The following is a 15,460-nucleotide window of genomic DNA, read 5'->3' on the forward strand; positions in this document are numbered from 1 at the left end:
GTGCGAGATGTGAGGGTTCTCTCACGCTCGGGACCTGTGGCGACAGCGCGGTGCTTGCGCGGAGAGAGAAGATGGCAGACATGACCTCTTCTGACGAGCGGCCCTGGGTCGCGCACTATCAGCCGGGCGTTCCCGCCGACATCGAGATGCCGACGGACTCGCTCGTGGCCATGTTCGAGCGGTCCGTGCGCGAGGCAGGGCCCTTGCCGGCGACGGAGTTCTTCGGACGTCGCACGACGTACACGGAGCTGGGCGCCAAGGTTGATCGCGCGGCCGAGGGCCTGCGGCGCCTCGGTGTGCGGGCGGGCGACCGTGTCGCGATCATCCTGCCGAACTGTCCTCAGCACATCGTGGCGTTCTATGCCGTGCTGCGGCTCGGGGCGATCGTCGTCGAGCACAACCCGCTCTACACCGCGCGGGAGCTGCGGCACCTGTTCGAGTCGCACCAGGCGCGTGTTGTCATCGCGTGGGACAAGTCGGTGGCTGCGCTCCAGACGTTCCCCACGGACATGTCGGTTCCGACGATCGTCGCGGTCGACCTCCTCGCGGAGTTCCCTGCGATCAAGCGTGCGGCCCTGCGCCTGCCGGTGGCGAAGCTGCGCGAGACGCGCCGTGGCCTGACGGCGCGCACGACGGGCACCGTCGCGTGGCGCGATCTGCTCGCGTCCTCGCCGATCGCGGCCGAGCACCCGTACCCGGCGCTCGAGGATCTTGCGGTCATCCAGTACACGTCGGGGACGACGGGCCGTCCCAAGGGCGCGATGCTCACGCATCTCAACCTGCACGCGAACGCCCTGCAGGGTGAGGCGTGGATGCGTGGCGCCGAGCTCCGCAAGGAGGTCATCTACGCGATCCTGCCGATGTTCCACGCGTTTGGGATGACCCTCTACCTGACGTTCGGCGTCCTCAAGCAGGCACTGCTCGTCATGTTCCCCAAGTTCGACCCGGCCATGGTGCTCGACGCGTGGAAGAAGTCTCCGGCGACGGTCTACTGCGCGGTCCCGCCGATCTACGAGCGCACGGCGCTCGCGGCCAAGGAGCGGGGCCAGTCGCTGCAGTCGGCGAAGTTCTGCATCTCGGGTGCGATGAACCTGCCGAGCCACGTCGTCGAGCTGTGGGAGTCGATGTCGAGCGGGCTGCTCGTCGAGGGCTATGGCATGACGGAGTCCTCGCCCGTCGCGCTGGGCAACCCGTTCCACGCGTCGCGTCGGACGGGGACGATCGGGGTGCCCTTCCCTTCGACGTGGATGAAGGTCGTCGACCCGGACGACCTGACCCGTGAGGTCGCCCCGGGTGAGCGTGGCGAGCTGTTGCTCAAGGGGCCGCAGGTGTTCCGGGGGTACTGGAACGAGCCGGACGAGACCGCGGCGACGCTCCTCGAGGGCGGGTGGCTGCGCACGGGGGACATCGTCACGGTGGATGCTGACGGCTTCACGACGATCGTCGACCGTGTCAAGGAGCTCGTCATCACGGGCGGCTTCAACGTCGCCCCCTCCGAGGTCGAGGAGGTCCTGCGCCAGCATGCGTCGGTCAAGGATGCGGCGGTCGTCGGCAAGCCGCTCGAGCGTGGTGGCGAGATGGTTGTCGCGGCGGTCGAGCTCGAGGAGGGTGCGACCCTCGACGAGGAGGTGCTGCGGGCCTTCTGTCGCGAGCGTCTTGCGGCCTACAAGGTTCCGCGCCGCATCGTTGCCGTCGAGGAGACGCCGCGGTCGATGCTCGGCAAGGTGCTGCGCGCCAAGGTGCGAGAGCTGATCCTCCCCCTCGTCTGAGACGGGTGCGCTCCCCCCGGCGGGCACTGGGCGTCGGGGGGGGAGGCTGGACCTGATTTCACACCTCGCGGGTTCGCGCGCTAGAGTCGTCCCCGCACCACGCGGGCGATTGGCGCAGTGGTAGCGCGCTTCGTTCACACCGAAGAGGTCACTGGTTCGAACCCAGTATCGCCCACACGATCGAAGGCCCTTCCCGTTCCGGGAGGGGCCTTCGTCGGTGTGAGGGCTGGCGCGGAGCTGCTAGGCGTGAGGCGCGCGCAGGGCCGTCGGCCCATGGGCCGACGCTGCGACGTCCGGGCGGCCGACGAGGCCTGGCCACTGCTCCACGGTCCACGGGAACACCCAGACGAAGAGCACAGCGACGAGCGCTGCCATCGCGAGCACCACGACCAGGACGCGCACGAGCGTCGGGCCGGGCAGGTGCCGGAAGAGCCACGTCCACATCAGGGTGCCTCCAGGTGAGCGACGACGTCGGGGGTTCCAGCCGCTCGCGGGAGCCAGCCCTCGAGCTTCGCGTGCACGATCCACCGGTGGTCGTTGCCGAAGGCGCCGTAGCGCAGCGAGTGGCATGTCGTGAGCGTGAGCAGGCGCTCGGTCGGAACGGCGCCGGGGTGTTCCGGGACGGGTGCGACGACGTCGACGCGGTCTGGCGTCACCACGTCGTGCCGGGTGACGCGGTAGACGAACCATGTCTCGGCGGTCTCGACGACGACGGCGTCCCCTGGCGCGAGGTCGGGCACGTGCTGGAAGCTGTTCCCGTAGGAGCGACGGTGCCCGGCGAGCGAGAAGTTCCCGACCTGCCCGGGCGTCGCGGACTCGGGGTAGTGCCCGGCGAACGCTCGGTCGAGGACGTCGGGGCTCACTCCTTCGACGATCGGCATGCGGTTCTGGGTCCGGCCGGCCCACTCGGGGACGACGAGGATCCCGAGGGTGACGCCGTGGCCCACGGGGGCGACGTCCGGAACATCATCGGTCCTCAGCGCGCTCGACGCGACGGGCTCGGGCGCTGCGGGCGCCGTGCTGGCATAGAACTCGATCATGTGCTCGTGCGCCTCGGCGGTGGGGCCGAGGCCGGTCCACCACAGCTGCCAGACGACAAAGAGGCCGACCACGCCACCGAGCGTGAGCAGGAGCTCGCCGAAGAACCCGAGGACGCCGACGCGCGGGGGGACGCGTCCGGCTCCGCGCCGCAGGGCGTGGTTCGCACGCATGAGGGTCCTCCTTGCCGGATCGCCACGGGGTGGCAACGCCCACGGTATCGCGCACGTCTGAGCGCCCGACGGCGTGGCCGCGCTCGGGTCGGCGCTGCCGCGCGGGTTGCGCCGGTGGTGGCTACGGATCGAGGTGGTCGTCGCGAAGTGCGGCGAAGGCTGCGGCGAGTGTCACGAGGCGCATGTCGGCGGGAAGCTCCTTGCCGTCGAGGGCGACGGCGGGGGCGACACCCTGCACGGACGACGTCACGGCGAGCGCCCGTCCGTCGAGCGCGTCGAAGGGGAGATCGCGCTCGCGCACCCGGGCCGGAAGGTCGCTCGACCAGGCGAGGAGAAGTGCGCGCGTCACGCCCGGGAGGCACCCTGTCGCGAGGCTCGGGGTGCAGAAAGCCTCGTCGTCGGAGACGAGCACGTTCGAGGTTGCGCCCTCGCTCAGGCGACCCGTCGTGTCCGCGAGGAGGGCCTCGGAGGCGCCGTGGCGCTCGGCCGCGGCACGTGCGACGACGTTCTCCTGGTACGACGTGGACTTCACGCCCGCGATCGGCGACCGTTCGTTGCGCACCCACGGAGCACGCCAGAGGCGCACGGGCCGAGCAGGTGGCGCGGCCGACGCCGTGACGAGCAGCCGGCCGGGACCTTCGCCGCGCGCGGGTCCCGCGGGCCCGTCCCCCGCAGTCCACGTGACGCGCAGTCGCCCTGCCCCGGGGCTGGCCTGCATGACGGCGGCGAGCGCACCGCGCACGACGTCCGGATCGGGGGCGTCGAGGCCGACGGTCGTGGCAGCCGCGACGAGCCGCGCGACGTGCCGGGTGACGGCGAAGGGCACTCCGCGTACGACGGTGAGCGTCTCGAAGACGCCGTCGCCGAGCGTGACCGCGTGGTCGAGCACGGGCAGGGCCGCGCCCGTTGCCTCGTGCAGCCTCCCGTCGAGCCAGACCGTCGTCATCGCACGTCTCCTCTCGCTGGTGAGGGCGTCGAGGCGAGCCCGACGAGGATCGAGGCCTTCAGCTGTGTCTCGCGCCATTCCGCCTCAGGGTCGGAGCCCCAGGTGATGCCGGCGCCCGTGCCGAAGCGCAGGGCGCCGTCCGCCCACCAGAACGTGCGGATGCCGACGGCGAGCCGCGCACGGCCCGCATCGGCGTCGATCCACCCGAAGGCACCGCAGTACGGACCGCGCGGCGTGGGTTCGAGCTCGCCGATGAGGCGCAGCGCGGCGGCCTTGGGCGCTCCGGAGACCGACGCGGGCGGGAAGGTCGCGCCGAGGATCTCGTCCCACCTGGTCCCCTGCGTGAGGGCACCTGTCACGGTCGTCACGAGGTGGACGAGGCCCGGGTGGTGCTCGACGGCGAGCAGCTGCTCGACGCTCACGGTGCCCGGCACGCACACGCGCTGCAGGTCATTGCGGACGAGGTCGGTGATCATGATGTTCTCGGCCTCGTCCTTGGGGGTGAGGCCGTCGGGAGTTGCTGCGGTGCCCTTGATCGGGGCGGACGACAGGTGCCCGTCCTCGAGCGCGAGGAAGAGCTCGGGCGAGGCGGGGACGACCCAGGCCGGCGGAACCGGGCGACCGCCCGGCAGCGACTGCCCGGCAGGGACGTGGAGGTGACCGCCGTAGGGCGCGGGGTTGCCCGCTGCGAGTCGCGCGTCGAGCGCAGCTGCGTCGGGCTCCTGTGGGTCGTGGGCGTGAGCCGTGACAGGGCCGAGCGGTGCGGCAGGGTCGAGCGGTGCCGCGAGCACGCGGCACAGGTTGACCTGGTAGACCTCGCCCTCGCGAACAGCGGAGCGGATCGCGCGCACCCCGGTGCGGTACTCCTCGGCGTCCAACGAGGTCACCCAGGCCTCGGGCGCCGGCCCGTGCCACGGGGAGGCAGCGGGCACGCCGTCGTCGGAACCGACCTCCGCCATGCGCCAGGCGGCGCACTCCCCCTCGAACGTCGCCTGCACGAACCACGTGCCGCCCTGAGCAAGCCGCAACGCGCCTGCCTGCGTCGATGGATCCACGACGTCGACGACACCCCGCGCACGGATCCCGCCGAACCGCGCGGTCGCGCGGACGCTGGATCCGGAGGTGGGGGTCACGGCGCCACGATATCCCGGCCCGACGTGCACGCCGAGGCCGTCCGGACGCGGGTCACACCGGTGTGAGTTGGACGTCGGCCCAACTGTGGACTAATGTTCTGCGAGTGCCACGGCGCCGGGGAGACTCGGTGGCCGATGTCATGCGGATGTGGCTCAGTGGTAGAGCATCACCTTGCCAAGGTGAGGGTCGCGGGTTCGAATCCCGTCATCCGCTCGGAGACGAGCACCGGTTCGCCGGTTTCGTAGTCCACGGTGGAGTGGCCGAGAGGCGAGGCAGCGGCCTGCAAAGCCGTATACACGGGTTCGAATCCCGTCTCCACCTCGCAGTTTCACCTCCGGGCGATTGGCGCAGCGGTAGCGCGCTTCCCTGACACGGAAGAGGTCACTGGTTCGATCCCAGTATCGCCCACACACGCGTAGGCCACCCTTCGGGGTGGCCTTCGTCGTTCCCGGAACCGTCCGCGGGCCTCTCGCCAGGGTTGGCCCGAGCCCCGCGCACCGGTTCGTCGTGACCGTGACACGACCCCGGACGTGAGGCACCCCACGATGGCGCTGTCGTTTTGGAAAACTGCGGGTCAGTGGACTATCTTTGGTGAGCACCGCGCGGCCCGGGAGACCGGAACGCGATGGCGTGCGGATGTGGCTCAGTGGTAGAGCATCACCTTGCCAAGGTGAGGGTCGCGGGTTCGAATCCCGTCATCCGCTCGGAGAAGTTCCCCACCCGAGCCGTCCTCGTGGCGGCTCGTCGTGCGGATCCCCCCAGCGCCTGGCAACAGGCACGGGCGATTGGCGCAGCGGTAGCGCGCTTCCCTGACACGGAAGAGGTCACTGGTTCGATCCCAGTATCGCCCACCAGCCGAAGGCCACCCCACGGGGTGGCGTTCGTCGTCTCCAGGCCACGCTCCCCGCGGGAATCTGTGGACCGAAGTCCCACGAATGCCCCAGCACCGCCGTCAATAATCGACGCATGAGCAACCGTCGCGTCACCACGTACCGTGCGCTCGCGTCGGCGAGCAGGGTCGCTCTGCTCGACGCCCTCCAGCACCGTGACGGGATGACCGTCAACGAGCTCGCTGAGATCGCCGGCATCCACCCGAACACCGCACGCGAGCACCTGGGGCGGCTCATCGACGCAGGCTTCGTCGCGTGCGAGCCCGAGGAGCGCCGCACGAGGGGCCGTCCGCGCATGCTCTACCGCATGGTCGCCACCCCCGACCCCGTCGCCACCCCCGGGCGCGCGGCCGACGAGCGTGACGCGACCGCGCGCGAAGAGCTCCTGCGTCTTCTCGTCCAGGGATTCGGGACGGGGACCCCCGCCGACGTCGAGCGAGCACGCGACCTGGGGCGTGGCGCGGCTCTCGATCCCGGGACCCTGCTCGGTTCCCCCTCTCACGGGCCCCGCTTCGACGACACTCACTCCGCCTCCGCGGACATCGAAGACGATGGCCGCACACAGATCGCGCTGCTCGAGGATCACCTCGTGGCGACGGGCTTCGACCCGGCCGTGAGCGAGAACGGCATGGAGTACACGACGCACGGGTGCCCGTTCTTCGACCTCGCGCGCAAGCATCCAGACGTCGTCTGTCGGCTTCACGAGGGACTCCTCGAGGGCGTGCTCGCCCGCAGCCGCGGCCCGTGGATGCTCGACCGCATCGGGATGTTCGCCGCTCCCGGACAGTGCGTCGTCCGCCTCACACGCTCGGACGACACCGGCCACCGCTCCGCCGTGCACCCCTCGGCGTCCTTCCCCGAACGCGCCGCAACGACCCGCACCGAGCTTCCCACCCGCCCCCACGCCTAGGCTCGGCACGGCCCGGCCGGGTGCGTCATACTCACCGTGAAGGCGCTGCAACGACGCAGCCTCGCGGGAGAGGGAGTCACCATGGGAAAGAAGACGCACGAACGGCTCGCCGCTCTCGACCACCTCGCCCACGCGCTGCGCGTCGCTCCCGAGCCGGGCACGTTCGTCCTCGCGGACCTCGACCGTGCCGCGACGCCCTGCGTCGAGGACGCGGCGACCGCAGAGAAGCTGCGTGTGGCGCTGGGCGACGAGCTGTCCGACCTCCAAGAACGGCTCTACGCCGAGGGCCGCACGGGCGGGACCCGGTCGATCCTGCTCGTCATCCAGGGACTCGACACGGCCGGCAAGGGCGGCATCATCCGTCACGTCGCGGGCATGGTCGACCCCCAGGGACTCTCGATCACGGCGTTCGGGGTGCCGACACCGGAGGAACGCGAGCACGACTATCTGTGGCGGATCCGCCGCGCGCTCCCCGCGCCCGGACGGATCGGCATCTTCGACCGGTCGCACTACGAGGACGTCCTCGTCGCGCGCGTCGCCGGCCTCGTCCCGCGCGAGGTGTGGGAGGCGCGGTACGACGAGATCGTCGCGTTCGAGCGCGAGCTCGTCGCGCAGGGCACGACGATCATCAAGGTCGCCCTCATGGTCTCCCGCGACGAGCAGTACGAGCGGCTCGCTGAGCGGCTCGAACGCCCCGACAAGCTGTGGAAGTACAAGCCGGGAGACGTCGACACGCGCCTGCAGTGGGACGCCTACCAGGAGGCCTATCAGGCGATCTTCGACCGGACGAGCACTCCCGACGCACCGTGGTACGTCATCCCCGCCGACTCCAAGGACTACGCGCGGCTCGCGGTCACGCGACTCCTCCTCGACACGCTGCGCTCGCTCGACCTCGGATGGCCCGCCGCCGACTATGACGTCGAGGTCGAGAAGAAGCGGCTCGCCGCGACCCGGTCGGCCGCCGAGTAGCCGCTCTCGCCGGACCGCTCAGGGCGTGCAGCTCAGGGCGTGCAGCTCACGGTGTGTGCGACGTGCTGCGCGTCCCGGCCTCGACCAGGGCACGCCCCTCGTGCGCGAGCGCGCCGAGGCGTGAGAGCGTGCGCAGGTACTTCTTGCGGTATCCGCCCGTGAGCATCTGCTGGGTGAAGAGCGCGGTGCGCGCGTCGCCTCCGAGCAGCACGGGAACCCCACGGTCGTAGAGCCGGTCCGCGAGGACGACGAACCGCAGCGCCTCGTCCTGGTGCTCGATCGTCCGCACGCCACGCAGCGCGACGAGCTCGACACCGTCGAGAAGCGCGCCGTACCGGCTCGGGTGGACCGTCCGCAGGTGGGCGAGCAGGTCGTCGAAGAAGTCGCACGTCGTGCCCGGGGTGTGCGCGGCGGCCTCGACCAGGACACTGTCCGGCAGCGGGTGGGTCTCGGTGACGACGGCGCGCTGACGGTAGTCCTCACCGTCGACCCGGAGCACCTCGAAGCGCGCCGAGAGCGCCTGGATCTCGCGCAGGAAGTCCTCGGCCGCGAAGCGCCCCTCGCCCAGGGCGTCCGGCAGCGTGTTCGACGTCGCGGCGAGCGCGACATCGCGGTCGGCGAGCTCGCGCAGCAGGCGCGAGACGAGGACGGTGTCGCCCGGGTCGTCGAGCTCGAACTCGTCGATGCAGACGAGGTCGAGCGCACCGAGCGCGTCGACCGTGGCAGCGAACCCGAGCGCGCCCACGAGGTTCGTGTACGCGACGAACGTGCCGAACGCTGCTCGCTCGGGTCCCAGCGTGTGGGCGAGGGCCGCGAGGAGGTGCGTCTTGCCGACCCCGAACCCGCCGTCAAGGTAGACGGACGGAGCAGCTGTGCGCCGCCTGCGCAGCAATGCGCCGAGCCCCCGCGCCGGCGACGTGAGGCGCGCGGCAAGCTCGGCCAGGCGCTCGACCGCGGCCTGCTGCGTGGGATGCGCGGGGTCGGGCGCGTAGGAGGCGAAGGATGCGTCGTCGAAGTAGCGCGGAGGGACGAGATCGGTGAGGAGCCGCTCGCGCCCCACCACGGGACGCACGTCGCACAGCGCGGTCGGTGAGGTCACCCGTTCACGGTAGCTGCGCTCGGTCACCAGCCCGGGCCTCGTCCCACCGCACACAATGCGACGCGCATCACACCGGGCGGGGTGGCGACGACGCGCTGCCGGCTCCGGGTACCGGCGGCCCGCTCCCCCGCCTACGCTCGGACCATGCCCGACGACGCGCCCACCCTGCCCGCTCTCGACATCCTCCTGCCGGCGACAGCCGCCGCGACGGGGGTCGCCGCGGTGCCCGACGAGCCCGTCCTCGGGCCGCTCCTCGCGCACCCTGCCGCGAGCGACCGTCCCGGAGCCGTCGCGGACGTCTGGGTGCGGGCCAACATGATCTCGACGATCGACGGCGCCGCGTGGGGCCACGACCACCTCTCCGGGTCGATCAACGGGCCCGCCGACCTGCGGGTCTTCGAAGTGCTGCGCGCACTGGCCGACGTCGTCCTCGTGGGCGCGGGCACCGTGCGGGCCGAGGGCTACGGTCCGGTCGAGGTGGCCGAGCGTGTGCGCGGACTGCGCCGCACCGCCGGACGCGACGATACCCTGTGGCTCGCGATCGTCACGCGCTCGGGCGAGGTGCCCGCGGCTCTCGCATCTGACCCGTCGGTCGTCGTCGCGACGGGGGTCCTCGGAGCCGCGCGGCTCGAGGGCCTCATCGACCCGGAGCGGCTCCTGGTCTGCGGGACCGATGACATCGATCTCAGGGATGTCCTCGGCTCGTTGGCCGAGCGCGGGCTGGGGCGGGTCCTCACCGAGGGTGGACCTCACCTGCTCGCTGCGTTGCTCGCGGCGGACCTCGTCGACGACCTGTGCGTGACGACGAGCCCGCACGCGGTCGGCCCCGGAGCGGGGCGGATCGTTGCCGGGGAGTCAGCCGAGGCGCATCCCGCCGCGGTGCACCTTGCAACGCTGCTGCGCGCGGACGACGTCCTCATGACGCGGTGGACGGTCGCCTAGCGGCGACGGGCGGCCAGACGGCCTGCCGAGCGTCAGACCTCGTGCCGAACCGTGCCGCCCGCGTGTCGGATCGTCGCGCGCGCCAGCTGGTCGGTCGAGTCGATGTAGAGCGGATCCGCGAGCAGATGGTGGTCGACGGCGATGACCGAGAGCTCGGTGCACCCGAGCACGATGATCTGCGCACCGCGCGCCACGAGGCGCTCGACGACGCCGCGCAGCGCGTCGAGATCGGCGGGGAGGCCAGCCTTGACCTGGTCGTAGATGATCGACGAGACGATCGCCTGGTCGGCCTCGTCGGGCGTGAGGGTGGTGACGTCGTGCGCGTCGAACGCGTCCTGGTAGACCCCCGACGACGCCGTGCCGCTCGTCGCGAGCAGTCCGACCGCCCGTAGCCCCGCGACGCGTTCGCGCGCCGCGTCGACCGTCGTCGCGATGATCGAGACGAACGGCACCGTGATGGCGTCGAGGACCTGCTGCGTGAAGTAGTGCGCGGTGTTGCACGGCATGACGAGGAAGTCGGCACCGAACGCCTCGAGACGCTGGGCGTCGCGCGCGAGCACGGGGCCCGGATCGTCCGCGGAGGCACCGAGGATGAAGGCGGTACGGTCCGGGATCGTCGCGTGGTTGAGCACGATCATGTCGACGTGGTCCTGGTCGCGCTCGGCGACCGTGAGCCTGACGACGTGATTGAGGAAGTATGCGGTGGCGAGCGGACCCACCCCGCCGATCACTCCGACGAGGCCGTGCATCCTGAGGTTCTGCTGGTCACCGCTCACCCGCACATCTTAGGCGCGTGCCCTGGGCAGGTAGCGCGCGAACTTGCGGACCTGGTTGAGCTGGGCGACGACGAGGTAGGCGATGCGGCGCGGGTCGGTCTCGGCTCGGTACCACAGCGGGTTCGTGGCGCGGCCCGACCGGCCCAGGCCCGTGACCTTCGCGCGCAGGCTCGCGTCGGCGACGTGGCGACGCACGAGGAACTTCGGGATCATCGCGTACAGATGCTCTCCGAGGAGGTGGCTCGGTGCGCCCTCGGGAAGCGGGGGCAGGTTCTGGATGAGCTCGCGCACGTACAGCTCGACGTGGTTGACGCCGGCCGCCGTGATGTAGAAGTTCGAGCGGCCCAGGCGCGGGTTGAGCTCGAAGAACACGGTGCGTCCGTCGCGCGGGTCGTACTTCATGTCGAAGTTCGCGTACCCGCGCCAGCCGACCTTGCGCAAGAGCGCGCTCGCCTGAGCAACCGTCTCGGGGTCGTGGCCCGTGATGATCGCGGCGGGGTTGCCGAGCGCGCCGGGCGTGTGCTCCTCGAGCAGCACGTGACCCGATGCGGAGAAGACGACCTCGCCCGCTGCGTCGACGTAGCACGTGAGGATGCGCATGCCCGAGTCGTCGCCCGGGATGAAGTCCTGGACGAGGAACGTGCCGGTGTACCCGGCCGCGCGCACGCGCGCAAGCAGGTCGTCGAGGTCGCCGGGTGTGGCGACGTTGAAGACCTTCTTCTTCCCGGGGAACTCCACGTGGTGGTAGAGGCTCGAGTCGGCGGCCTTGGCGATCACGGGGAAGCGCAGGGCCGAGGCATCGATCGGCTCGGTCGAGCGCACGTCGTGCACGATCGTCGTGGGGTGGGAGATGCCGAGCTCGGCGCACAGGGAGCCGAAGCGCTCCTTGTCCGTCATGACGTCGAGCGGACCTTGTTCGACGTACGGGATCGTGTAGGCGGGGTCGATGCGGTCGCGCTGCTCGACGATCGTGCGCACGTGCCAGTCCGCGGAGCCCAGCAGGATGAGCTGGGAGTCACGGTGCTCGGCGGCGATGCGCGCAAGCACGGCGACCGCCGCGTCGGCGTCGTCAAGGTGAGGCTCGACGACGTGCTCGAGGATCCGAGAGTGCCGCACGAGGCCGGTCGAGACCGACGAGACGACGATCGCGCGGACGCCGTAAGCCTCGTGAAAGGTGCGGGCGAGGGAGTACGCACCGATGTCCCCGCCCAGCACGACCGGCTGGAGGCGCTGAGCGGGGACGAGGGCGCGCTGGGCGCGACGTGTCATGCGGGCTGCTCGGAGCGGTCCCCCGACCACTCCGTGTGGAACACGCCGTCGGTATCGACCCGCTGGTAGGTGTGCGCTCCGAAGAAGTCGCGCTGCGCCTGGATGAGGTTCGCGGGAAGACGCTCGGCACGGACGCCGTCGTAGTACGCGAGCGACGACGAGAACGCGGGGGTGGGCACCCCGTTGAGCGCCGCCTGCGCGACGATGCGACGCCAGGCGCTGACGCCCTGGCCGACCTGCTCCGTGAAGTACGGGTCGGCGAGCAGGAGCGAAAGCTCAGGGTTGCGCTCGTAGGCCTCGGTGATGCGGTTGAGGAAGCGGGCTCGGATGATGCAGCCCCCGCGCCAGATGCGCGCCATGGCACCGCGGTCGATGTTCCAGCCGAGCTCGGCCGATGCCGCGGCGATCTGGTCGAAGCCCTGGGAGTACGCGACGACCTTGGAGGAGTAGAGCGCGAGGCGGACGTCCTCGATGAACGCGGCGCGGTCGCTGACCTGCCACGTTCCGGCCTCGGCCTGCAGGACACGACCGGCCTCGCGCTGCGGGACGGAGCCGGACAGCGCGCGGGCGAACGTGGCCTCGGCGATGCCCGTGATCGGCACGCCGAGGTCGAGTGCGTTCTGGACGGTCCAGCGGCCCGTGCCCTTCTGCTCGGCGCGGTCGAGCACGACGTCGACGAACGCCTTGCCGGTCGCGGCGTCGACGTGAGCGAGGACGTCGGCGGTGATCTCGATGAGGAAGGACTCAAGGTCACCCTTGTTCCACTCGGCGAAGATCTCGCCGATCTCCTTCGCGGAGGCACCCAGGCCCTGCTTGAGCAGGTCGTAGGCCTCGGCGATGAGCTGCATGTCGGCGTACTCGATGCCGTTGTGGACCATCTTGACGAAGTGGCCGGCGCCGTCGGGGCCGACGTACGTGCAGCAGGGAACACCGTCGACCTTGGCCGAGATGTCCTCGAGGATCGGGCCCAGCCACTCGTAGGACTCGGGTGAGCCGCCCGGCATGATCGAAGGACCGTTGAGCGCGCCCTCCTCGCCGCCGGAGACGCCCGCGCCGACGAAGTGCAGGCCGTGCGCCTTGAGCTCGACCTCGCGCCGACGCGTGTCGGGGAAGTGAGCGTTGCCGGCGTCGATGACGATGTCGCCCTCGTCGAGGAGCGGAATGAGCTCGGCGATGACAGCGTCGGTTGCCGCGCCCGCCTTCACCATGATGACGACCTTGCGAGGCCGCGCGAGCGAGGCGACGAAGTCAGCCATCGACTCCGAGGCCACGAAGTCGCCGTCGTCGCCGTGATCGGCGATGAGGGACTCGGTCTTGGCGTACGACCGGTTGTGAACTGCCACGGTGTACCCGTGACGGGCGAAGTTGCGGGCCAGGTTGCGACCCATCACCGCTAGCCCGGTGACACCGATCTGCGCACGTGCCGTCATCGTGTGAACTCTCCCTCCGGATGAACAAGTACCACCAGCGAGGATATCCCTCGCGGTTCTCTGCCCGCCCGGACGACCAGCATGTGTCAGTGACCGTCCGCGGCGTGGCGCACGGACCGCTCGGCGGCCTCCTGCCTACAGTGGCGCCATGGTCGCCACCGCGCTTGCGCACGTGCCCGCGCAGTTCGCGCAGGCACTCGTCTCGTTGCGCTCGGCGGCCGCGGGCACGGGCATCGCGCTCACGGAGATCCCGGCCCCGTCGCGTGCGGCGGCGTACGCGGTCGCTCTGTCGGGTTCGCTCGTGCGGCCCGAGGCTCCCGACGACGAGGTTGCCGACGGCACCTTCGTCGTTCTCTACGACCCGCCGGTCACGCCCGTCGACGACGGCGCGTTCCGCGTCATCGTCCTCATCCGTGCAGCGCTCGACGAGGAGATGTCGGGCGACCCGATGCTGCCCGAGGTCGCGTGGGACTGGATGCTCGAGGCGCTCGAGGGGTGCCCCGTCCCGGGGATCGAGGCGGGCGGCTCGGTGACGCGCACGATCACGACGCACCACGGTGCGGTTGCGGGGCGGCCCGAAGAGGTCGAGCTCGAGCTGCGCGCCTCGTGGTCCACGAAGGACCCCGAGGTCGGCGCGTTCCTCGTGTCCTGGGCGCGTGTCATGCGTCAGTTCGCGGGGGTCCCCCCTCTCGGCATCACAGCTCTCGACGACCGTCGCTAAGGCTCGGGCGCCCTCTGTCACGCAGGTGGGTCCGAGTCGCTCCCGGGGACGAGCCCGACTCGGGTCTAGCCTGGAGCCCATGAGCCAGCCCGCGCCGTCCGCTTCCGCGGTCGAGGAGCCCGACGTCGTCCCGCTGACGACCCCCGCCGACGGCGTTCCCGATCTCATCGTCACGCAGTCAGCCCTCGAGCGGGCGATCAACGCGTTCGCTGAGGGTTCCGGCCCCGTCGCCGTCGACGCCGAGCGGGCGTCGGGCTACCGCTACGGCCAGCAGAACTACCTGGTGCAGCTGCGTCGCGCAGGCGCGGGGACCGCACTGATCGACCCGGTGCCGCTGCCCGACCTCTCAGGCCTCAACGCCGCCCTCAAGGGAACGGAGTGGGTCTTCCACGCGGCCTCGCAGGACCTGCAGCCGCTGAGTGTGCAGGGGCTCGTGCCTGACGCGGTCTTCGACACCGAGCTCGCAGCGCGCCTGCTCGGGCTCCAGCGGGTGGGCCTCGCGTCCGTCGTGAGCGAGGTGCTCGGTCTCGGGCTCGCGAAGGAGCACTCCGCGGTCGACTGGTCGGTCAGGCCCCTGCCCGAGTCCTGGCTCACCTACGCAGCGCTCGACGTCGAGGTGCTCGTCGACTTGCGCGACGCGCTGAGCGAGCGGCTCGAGGACGCGGGCAAGGCGGAGTGGGCGCGGCAGGAGTTCGAGGCCGTACGCCTCGCGCTGCCCCCCGCTCCTCGTGTCGATCCCTGGCGCCGGGTCTCGGGTGCCTCGAGCCTGCGCTCGCGTCGTCAGCTCGCGGTCGTCCGGTCGCTGTGGCAGACGCGTGAGGACAACGCCAAGCGACGCGACATCTCTCCGGGTCGGGTGCTCCCGGACCGCGCCATCATCGCAGCAGCTCAGGCGATGCCGCGCAACGTCGGCGGCCTGACCGCGCTCCCGTTGTTCTCGGGGCGCGGAACAGCGCGCCGGGCGACGTTGTGGCAGTCCGCGATCGACGCAGCGCTCGCGCTCCCTGAGGAGGAGCTGCCTCCGCTGCGGGGCCCTCGCACGGACGCTCCCCCGCCTGCCCGCGCGTGGGCCGATCGCGAGCCGGACGCTGCCGCACGCCTCGAGGTGGCCCGTGCGCTCGTCGCCACGCGTTCCGAGGAGCTTCTCGTCCCGGTCGAGAACCTCGTGCAGCCCGACGCTCTGCGTCGCCTGTGCTGGGCTCCCCCGGCCGTGCTCACGGCCGACTCGGTTGCGGCGTTCCTCGCGGAGCGGGGCGCTCGTCCGTGGCAGAGAGAGCTTCTTGCCGGGGACCTTGCGACGGCGATCGCCGCAGCCTAGGTCCGCGTCCTCGACGGCTCCTCGCGCACCCTGCGCGGGGAGCCGTTCGTGTGCCGTGTCGAGGGACTTCCGTCCC

General features: G+C 71.1%; 14 protein-coding genes and 6 tRNA genes. 12 read left to right on the forward strand and 8 right to left on the reverse strand.

Features of this window, described 5'->3' with window-relative positions; translation table 11 throughout:
• Positions 1–80: 80 nt before the first annotated feature.
• Both ACTVCO_RS09515 and ACTVCO_RS09520 read left to right on the forward strand, forming a co-directional pair.
• Positions 81–1,769: a long-chain-fatty-acid--CoA ligase gene (locus ACTVCO_RS09515; protein ID WP_443728183.1), complete on the forward strand. Its 1,689-nt coding sequence runs from the start codon at positions 81–83 to the stop codon at positions 1,767–1,769.
• A gap of 103 nt (positions 1,770–1,872) precedes the next feature.
• Positions 1,873–1,944 (forward strand) — tRNA-Val (locus tag ACTVCO_RS09520).
• 65 nt (positions 1,945–2,009) lie between these two features.
• On the opposite strand, the gene ACTVCO_RS09525 is transcribed toward ACTVCO_RS09520, so the two are convergent.
• From ACTVCO_RS09525 to ACTVCO_RS09540, 4 genes are all read right to left on the reverse strand, one after another.
• Positions 2,010–2,213: a hypothetical protein gene (locus tag ACTVCO_RS09525; protein ID WP_443728184.1), complete on the reverse strand. Its 204-nt coding sequence runs from the start codon at positions 2,211–2,213 to the stop codon at positions 2,010–2,012.
• On the reverse strand, positions 2,213–2,980 hold the full coding sequence (locus tag ACTVCO_RS09530; protein ID WP_443728185.1) for a class E sortase: 768 nt from the start codon (positions 2,978–2,980) through the stop codon (positions 2,213–2,215). Before ACTVCO_RS09530 ends, ACTVCO_RS09525 begins: the two co-directional genes overlap by 1 nt.
• Before the next feature lie 121 nt (positions 2,981–3,101).
• Positions 3,102–3,926: an aminotransferase class IV gene (locus tag ACTVCO_RS09535; RefSeq protein WP_443728186.1), complete on the reverse strand. Its 825-nt coding sequence runs from the start codon at positions 3,924–3,926 to the stop codon at positions 3,102–3,104.
• A complete protein-coding gene (locus ACTVCO_RS09540) occupies positions 3,923–5,059 on the reverse strand; it encodes a chorismate-binding protein (protein WP_443728187.1) in 1,137 nt (378 codons plus the stop codon). Before ACTVCO_RS09540 ends, ACTVCO_RS09535 begins: the two co-directional genes overlap by 4 nt.
• A 142-nt stretch (positions 5,060–5,201) precedes the next feature.
• On the opposite strand from ACTVCO_RS09540, the gene ACTVCO_RS09545 reads away from it, so the two are divergent.
• From ACTVCO_RS09545 to ACTVCO_RS09575, 7 genes are all read left to right on the forward strand, one after another.
• Positions 5,202–5,273, forward strand: a tRNA-Gly gene (locus tag ACTVCO_RS09545).
• Positions 5,274–5,310: 37 nt separating this feature from the next.
• A tRNA-Cys gene (locus tag ACTVCO_RS09550) sits at positions 5,311–5,381 on the forward strand.
• A gap of 15 nt (positions 5,382–5,396) precedes the next feature.
• Positions 5,397–5,468 (forward strand) — tRNA-Val (locus ACTVCO_RS09555).
• 224 nt (positions 5,469–5,692) lie between these two features.
• Positions 5,693–5,764: transfer RNA gene (locus tag ACTVCO_RS09560), tRNA-Gly, on the forward strand.
• A gap of 75 nt (positions 5,765–5,839) precedes the next feature.
• A tRNA-Val gene (locus ACTVCO_RS09565) sits at positions 5,840–5,914 on the forward strand.
• Between the two features lie 112 nt (positions 5,915–6,026).
• Positions 6,027–6,860, forward strand: coding sequence for a helix-turn-helix transcriptional regulator (locus ACTVCO_RS09570; protein ID WP_443728188.1), 834 nt, complete (start codon positions 6,027–6,029; stop codon positions 6,858–6,860).
• A gap of 81 nt (positions 6,861–6,941) precedes the next feature.
• Entirely contained in the window at positions 6,942–7,829 is an 888-nt protein-coding gene (locus ACTVCO_RS09575; protein ID WP_443728189.1) for a PPK2 family polyphosphate kinase, read from the forward strand.
• 46 nt (positions 7,830–7,875) lie between these two features.
• Here ACTVCO_RS09575 and zapE read toward each other — a convergent pair whose 3' ends face one another.
• Positions 7,876–8,928, reverse strand: coding sequence for a cell division protein ZapE (gene zapE / locus ACTVCO_RS09580; RefSeq protein WP_443728190.1), 1,053 nt, complete (start codon positions 8,926–8,928; stop codon positions 7,876–7,878).
• 144 nt (positions 8,929–9,072) lie between these two features.
• Between zapE and ACTVCO_RS09585 the strand changes: the two genes are divergently transcribed.
• A complete protein-coding gene (locus ACTVCO_RS09585; protein WP_443728191.1) occupies positions 9,073–9,870 on the forward strand; it encodes a dihydrofolate reductase family protein in 798 nt (265 codons plus the stop codon).
• Between the two features lie 32 nt (positions 9,871–9,902).
• On the opposite strand, the gene ACTVCO_RS09590 is transcribed toward ACTVCO_RS09585, so the two are convergent.
• The 3 genes from ACTVCO_RS09590 to gndA are packed head-to-tail and all read right to left on the reverse strand — an operon-like array spanning position 9,903 to position 13,345.
• Positions 9,903–10,646 (reverse strand): aspartate/glutamate racemase family protein, encoded by a 744-nt coding sequence (locus ACTVCO_RS09590; RefSeq protein ID WP_443728192.1) that lies wholly within the window; start codon positions 10,644–10,646, stop codon positions 9,903–9,905.
• 9 nt (positions 10,647–10,655) lie between these two features.
• Entirely contained in the window at positions 10,656–11,915 is a 1,260-nt protein-coding gene (locus tag ACTVCO_RS09595; RefSeq protein ID WP_443728193.1) for a carboxylate--amine ligase, read from the reverse strand.
• Positions 11,912–13,345, reverse strand: coding sequence for an NADP-dependent phosphogluconate dehydrogenase (gene gndA / locus ACTVCO_RS09600; RefSeq protein WP_443728194.1), 1,434 nt, complete (start codon positions 13,343–13,345; stop codon positions 11,912–11,914). The genes ACTVCO_RS09595 and gndA overlap by 4 nt, the downstream gene beginning before the upstream one ends.
• A gap of 148 nt (positions 13,346–13,493) precedes the next feature.
• Here gndA and ACTVCO_RS09605 point away from each other — a divergent pair, with 148 nt between their 5' ends.
• Positions 13,494–14,066, forward strand: a complete 573-nt coding sequence (locus ACTVCO_RS09605) for a DUF3000 family protein (protein WP_443728195.1) — start codon at positions 13,494–13,496, stop codon at positions 14,064–14,066.
• Positions 14,067–14,145: 79 nt separating this feature from the next.
• On the forward strand, positions 14,146–15,384 hold the full coding sequence (locus ACTVCO_RS09610; protein ID WP_443728196.1) for a ribonuclease D: 1,239 nt from the start codon (positions 14,146–14,148) through the stop codon (positions 15,382–15,384).
• Positions 15,385–15,460: the final 76 nt, after the last annotated feature.

Origin of the sequence: Sanguibacter sp. A247, assembly GCF_052324925.1 — a bacterium.
GTDB lineage: Bacteria > Actinomycetota > Actinomycetes > Actinomycetales > Cellulomonadaceae > Flavimobilis.

Bases quoted from the DNA above. Each gene is read 5' to 3' on its own strand.
- ACTVCO_RS09515 (WP_443728183.1), top strand. From the start codon at position 81: ATGACCTCTTCTGACGAGCGGCCCTGGGTCGCGCACTATCAGCCGGGC.
- ACTVCO_RS09525 (WP_443728184.1), bottom strand. From the start codon at position 2,213: ATGTGGACGTGGCTCTTCCGGCACCTGCCCGGCCCGACGCTCGTGCGC.
- ACTVCO_RS09530 (WP_443728185.1), bottom strand. From the start codon at position 2,980: ATGCGTGCGAACCACGCCCTGCGGCGCGGAGCCGGACGCGTCCCCCCG.
- ACTVCO_RS09535 (WP_443728186.1), bottom strand. From the start codon at position 3,926: ATGACGACGGTCTGGCTCGACGGGAGGCTGCACGAGGCAACGGGCGCG.
- ACTVCO_RS09570 (WP_443728188.1), top strand. From the start codon at position 6,027: ATGAGCAACCGTCGCGTCACCACGTACCGTGCGCTCGCGTCGGCGAGC.
- ACTVCO_RS09575 (WP_443728189.1), top strand. From the start codon at position 6,942: ATGGGAAAGAAGACGCACGAACGGCTCGCCGCTCTCGACCACCTCGCC.
- ACTVCO_RS09585 (WP_443728191.1), top strand. From the start codon at position 9,073: ATGCCCGACGACGCGCCCACCCTGCCCGCTCTCGACATCCTCCTGCCG.
- ACTVCO_RS09595 (WP_443728193.1), bottom strand. From the start codon at position 11,915: ATGACACGTCGCGCCCAGCGCGCCCTCGTCCCCGCTCAGCGCCTCCAG.
- gndA (WP_443728194.1), bottom strand. From the start codon at position 13,345: ATGACGGCACGTGCGCAGATCGGTGTCACCGGGCTAGCGGTGATGGGT.
- ACTVCO_RS09605 (WP_443728195.1), top strand. From the start codon at position 13,494: ATGGTCGCCACCGCGCTTGCGCACGTGCCCGCGCAGTTCGCGCAGGCA.
- ACTVCO_RS09610 (WP_443728196.1), top strand. From the start codon at position 14,146: ATGAGCCAGCCCGCGCCGTCCGCTTCCGCGGTCGAGGAGCCCGACGTC.